Raw genomic sequence first — 3578 nt, 5'->3', positions numbered from 1 at the left:
CCCCGCGGGCCCGGACTCCCCCGGCCCGCCCGGCCCGCCCGGCTCCCCCGCCGCGAACGGGGACGGCGCGGCCTTCCCCGCCGTGCCGGTGCGCCCGGAGAACCTCATGTACGTCGTCTACACCTCGGGTTCCACCGGCCTGCCCAAGGGCGTCGCGGTGACGTACGGCAGCGTCCTGGCGTTCTGCCTGGACGGGTGCTGGTCGGCCGAGACCCTCGAACGGGTGCTGGTGCAGGCCAACCACGCCTTCGACGCCGCCACCTACGAGATCTGGACGACGCTGCTGCACGGCGGCCGGCTGGTGCTGGTGCCGCCCGGGGACGTCGACACGGTCGAGCGCGGCCGGCTGATCGCGGACCAGAAGGTGACCAGCGTGCACGCCACGGCCGGGCACTTCCGGGTGCTCGCGGAGCAGGCCCCGCACATCTTCGCCGGGGTGCGCGAGGTGTCCACCGGCGGCGACGTGGTCTCCGCGCACGCCGTACGGACGCTGCTGCGCTCCCACCCGGGCCTGGTGGTGCGCACCACCTACGGCCCGACCGAGTCCACCGCCTTCGCCACCCAGCTGCCCTTCACCGACCCGGACGCGGTGCCCGACGCGGTGCCGCTGGGCCTGCCGATGGACAACACCAGGGCGTTCGTCCTGGACGCGTTCCTGCGGCCCGTGCCGGTCGGCATGACGGGCGAGCTCTACCTCGCCGGGGCCGGGCTGGCGCGCGGCTACCTGGGGCGCGCCTCGCTCACCGCGGAGCGCTTCGTCGCCTGCCCCTTCCCCGCCGAGGGCGAGCCCGAGGGCGCGCGGATGTACCGCACCGGCGACCTGGCGCAGTGGACCCGGGACGGGCAGCTGCTCTTCCTCGGCCGCGCCGACAAGCAGCTCAAGATCCGCGGGTTCCGCGTCGAGCCGGCCGAGATCGAGGCCGTGCTCGCCGCCCACCCGGGCGTCGCGCAGGCGCTGGTGGTCGCGGTCGAGGACGCGGACGGCCGCAAGCGGCTGGCCGGGTACGCGGTGCCGGCCGGCGGCCGGGAGGCCCCGCCCGAGCCGCGGGCTCTGGTGGAGTACCTCGCCGGGAAGCTGCCCGCCTACCTGGTCCCGGCCTCGGTGACCGTGCTGGAGGCGCTGCCGGTGACGGCGAACGGCAAGGTCGACCGGGCCGCCCTGCCGCGGCCCGTCTTCGCCGGCCCGGCGCAGGGGCGCGCCGCGGCCACCGACGCGGAGGAGCTGCTGTGCCGGCTCTTCGCCGAGGTGCTGAACCTGGAACGGGTGGGCGCGGAGGACTCGTTCTTCGGCCTCGGCGGCGACTCGATCACCTCGATGCTGCTGGCGGGGCGGGCACGCAAGGCCGGGCTGGCGATCACGCCGCGCCAGGTCTTCGAGCTGCGCACGCCCGCGGAGCTCGCGCGGGTGGCCGAGCCGGTCGACGCCGAGCGGGCGGCCCGCCCCGAGGACGTCCCCTGGGGCCCGGTGCCGCTGACCCCGGTGATGCACGAGATCGCGGCCCGCACGGGTTCGGCCGCGCGCGCGGGCAGCCAGTCGATGGTGCTGACCGCCCCGCCCGGTCTGACGCCCGGCCTGCTGGCCGCCGTGCTGCACACCGTCCTCGACCGGCACGACGTGCTGCGGGCGCGGCTGGAGGAGGCGGACGGGCGGCTGGTGGTCCCCGAGCCCGGCACGGCCCCGGCCGTCGCCGCGGCGGACCTGGTGACCCGGGTGGAGGCGGCGGGCCTGGACGGGGCGCGGCTGGACGCGCTGCTCGACGAGCAGGCCGCGGCCGCCGAGGCCGCGCTCGCGCCGCGGGACGGCGTGATGCTGCGGGCCGTGCTCGTCGAGCGCGGCGCCGCGCAGGGCGCCCTGGTACTGCTGACGGCCCACCACCTGGTGATCGACGGGGTCTCCTGGCGGGTGCTGATGCCCGATCTGGCGCTCGCCCACACGGCCCTGGCCGCCGGGGGCGCGGACGCGGCGCGGGCGGCCGTCGCCCCCGAGCCGACCTCGTTCCGCCGCTGGGCGGGCGCCCTGGCGGAGCGGGCCAGGGCGCAGCGGACGGTGGACGAGCTGCCGGCCTGGCGGCGGGTGCTCGACCGGGTCGAGCCGCCGATCGCCGGGCGTGCGCCGGACCCGCGGACCGACACCGTGGGGGGCGGGGTGTCCCGCGCCGAGCTGACCGTTCCGGCGCCGATGGCGGGAGCGCTGCTGGCGGCCCTGCCCGCGGCCTACCACGCGGGGGTCGACGACGTGCTGCTGTCCGGGCTGACGGCGGCGCTCGACGAGTGGCTGCGGGCGCGCGGCGGGCGGTCCCCGGAGGGCTTCCTGATCGACCGGGAGGCGCACGGCCGGGTGCCGCTGGCCGAGGACATGGACCTGACGCGCACGGTCGGCTGGTTCACCGCCGTCCATCCGGTGTGGCTGGAGCCCGGTCCGGTCGACACGGCCGAGGTCCGGGCGGGCGGGGCGGACGCGGCGCGGCTGATCAAGCGGGTCAAGGAGCAGCTGCGGCAGGTGCCGGGCGACGGTCTGGGGTACGGGCTGCTGCGGTACGTGAACCCGGCCACGCGGGCGGTGCTGGAGCCGCTGGCGCAGCCGCAGATCGGGTTCAACTACCTGGGCCGGTTCGGCGGGGCCGGCGGGGCCGGCGGGGTCGGTGGTCGCGTCGTGGGACCGGGGCGTACGGACGGTGGTCATGGGGGGTCAGGCCGCCTTCCGGTTCAGCCGCATCAGGAACAGCATCGGGCCGAGGGTGACGACGAACAGCAGCAGGCTGAGCGCCGAGGCGTAGCCCAGGTGCCCGTTGAAGCCACGGCTGTACATCTGGATCAGCATCACCACCGACATGTCCCGGCCGCCGGGGCCGCCCAGACCGTTGGAGAGCACGTACAGCTCGGAGAAGACGCGCAGCGAGCTCACCGAGATCAGCGCCGAGATCAGGATCATGGTCGGGCGTACCCCGGGCAGGGTGACGTGCCAGAACCGGTGCAGCGGGCCGGCGCCGTCCACGGCCGCGGCCTCGTGCAGCTCGCGCGGGACGTTGGCGAGCGCGGACAGGTAGATGACCATGTAGTAGCCGAGGCCCTTCCAGACGGTCAGGGCGATCGCGCTGAACAGCAGCAGCCAGCGATCGGTCAGGAAGGCGACCGGGGAGCCGGCCAGCCCGGCCTGCTGCAGCAGACCGTTGGCCAGGCCCCGTTCGTCCAGCACCCAGCCCCAGATCAGCGCCACCACGACGGCGGAGGCGATCACCGGGGTGTAGAAGGCGGTGCGGAAGAACGTGATGCCGGGAATCCTGCGCTGCACCAGCAGGGCGAGCAGCAGCGGCAGGACGGTCAGCAGGGGCAGGCAGACCAGCATGAACACGATGCTGTTGAGCAGGGCGTCGGCGAGCTGCTCGTCGTCCAGCAGCCGGCCGAAGTTCTCCAGTCCGGTGAACCGCCCGCCGCCCAGGGGCTTGGCGTTGGTGAAGGACAGGATCACCGTGTTGACGGCCGGCCAGAGGTTGAAGACGGCCAGCCAGACTATCGCGGGCCCGGCGAGCAGCCAGGGGGTGAACCAACGCCGGTGGGTCATGCCGTGCCTTCCTGGG

Annotated in this window: 1 protein-coding gene and 1 pseudogene; one reads left to right on the top strand and one right to left on the bottom strand. The window is 75.5% G+C overall.

The window, feature by feature from the left end; translation table 11 throughout:
* Positions 1–106 precede the first annotated feature (106 nt).
* A pseudogene (locus tag ACIQOV_RS32765) lies at positions 107–2548 on the top strand (AMP-binding protein); the annotation flags it as partial.
* A 141-nt stretch (positions 2549–2689) separates the two neighbouring features.
* Here the strand turns inward: ACIQOV_RS32765 and ACIQOV_RS32760 are convergent.
* Positions 2690–3346 (bottom strand): carbohydrate ABC transporter permease, encoded by a 657-nt coding sequence (locus ACIQOV_RS32760; protein WP_401054358.1) that lies wholly within the window; start codon positions 3344–3346, stop codon positions 2690–2692.
* Positions 3347–3578 lie beyond the last annotated feature (232 nt).

Origin of the sequence: Kitasatospora sp. NPDC091257 (assembly GCF_044757675.1) — a bacterium.
In the GTDB taxonomy this organism is placed as follows: domain Bacteria; phylum Actinomycetota; class Actinomycetes; order Streptomycetales; family Streptomycetaceae; genus Kitasatospora; species Kitasatospora lactacystinica.
The sequence above is the reverse complement of the archived record's forward strand: the minus strand, read 5'-3'. Positions and strand labels throughout refer to the sequence as shown.